Origin of the sequence: Sphingosinicella xenopeptidilytica, from assembly GCF_042676985.1 — a bacterium.
GTDB lineage: Bacteria > Pseudomonadota > Alphaproteobacteria > Sphingomonadales > Sphingomonadaceae > Sphingosinicella > Sphingosinicella xenopeptidilytica.
In genome coordinates, this window is record NZ_JBHTIK010000019.1 from 1 (window position 1) to 712 (window position 712).

The 712-nt window shown below is 62.4% G+C and carries 1 pseudogene; it reads right to left on the minus strand.

The window, feature by feature from the left end:
- Positions 1 to 695 (minus strand): annotated as a pseudogene (locus ACFQ00_RS20020) (IS5 family transposase); the annotation flags it as partial.
- Between the last annotated feature and the right edge of the window lie 17 nt (positions 696 to 712).

Below are 712 nucleotides of genomic sequence, written 5' to 3' on the forward strand. Positions count from 1 at the left end.
GGTTTTGTCGTAGCGGGTGGCCACACGTCGCCAGTTCTTGAGTTTGTTGAAGAGCCGCTCGATGAGGTTTCGCCATTTGTATTTGGCCCTGTCATGCGGGGCCGGATTGCGGCGATTGCTTTTGGCGGGGATGACCGCCTCGACACCGGCCTTGGCGATCTCTTCGCGGATGGCATCGGCATCGTAACCGCGATCCGCGAGGAACGCCTCTATCCTGTCGCTGATCATGCGGAACAGCGGTGCAAAGCCCTGGACATCGTGGGTTTGCCCCGGTGTCAGGACGAAGCCGAGCGGACGCCCCCTGGCATCGCATCGGGCATGGAGCTTGGTGGTGAAGCCGCCGCGCGATCGGCCAAGCGCCTCGGTTTCCTGAGTCCCCTTTTTATGCCGACGGCACAATGATGTGCCCGGACCACCGTGCTGTCGATCATGTCGGCAGTGCCATCGCGGCCTGCCATTTCCGCCAAGGTTTCGAGCATCGCGTCGAACACCCCGGTCTCCACCCATCGGCGGTAGCGCCGGAACACGCTGTTCCACTTGCCATATTCATCGGGAAGGTGACGCCATTGCGCGCCTGTCCGGGCCATCCACATCATGCCTTCAAAATACAGCCGGTTGTCCTGCGCGGGGCGACAACCTCGGCCCCGCTCCGATGGCAAGAGCGGGCCAATCAATGCCCATTCCTCGTCCGACACACCAATCCGCTCGCCCA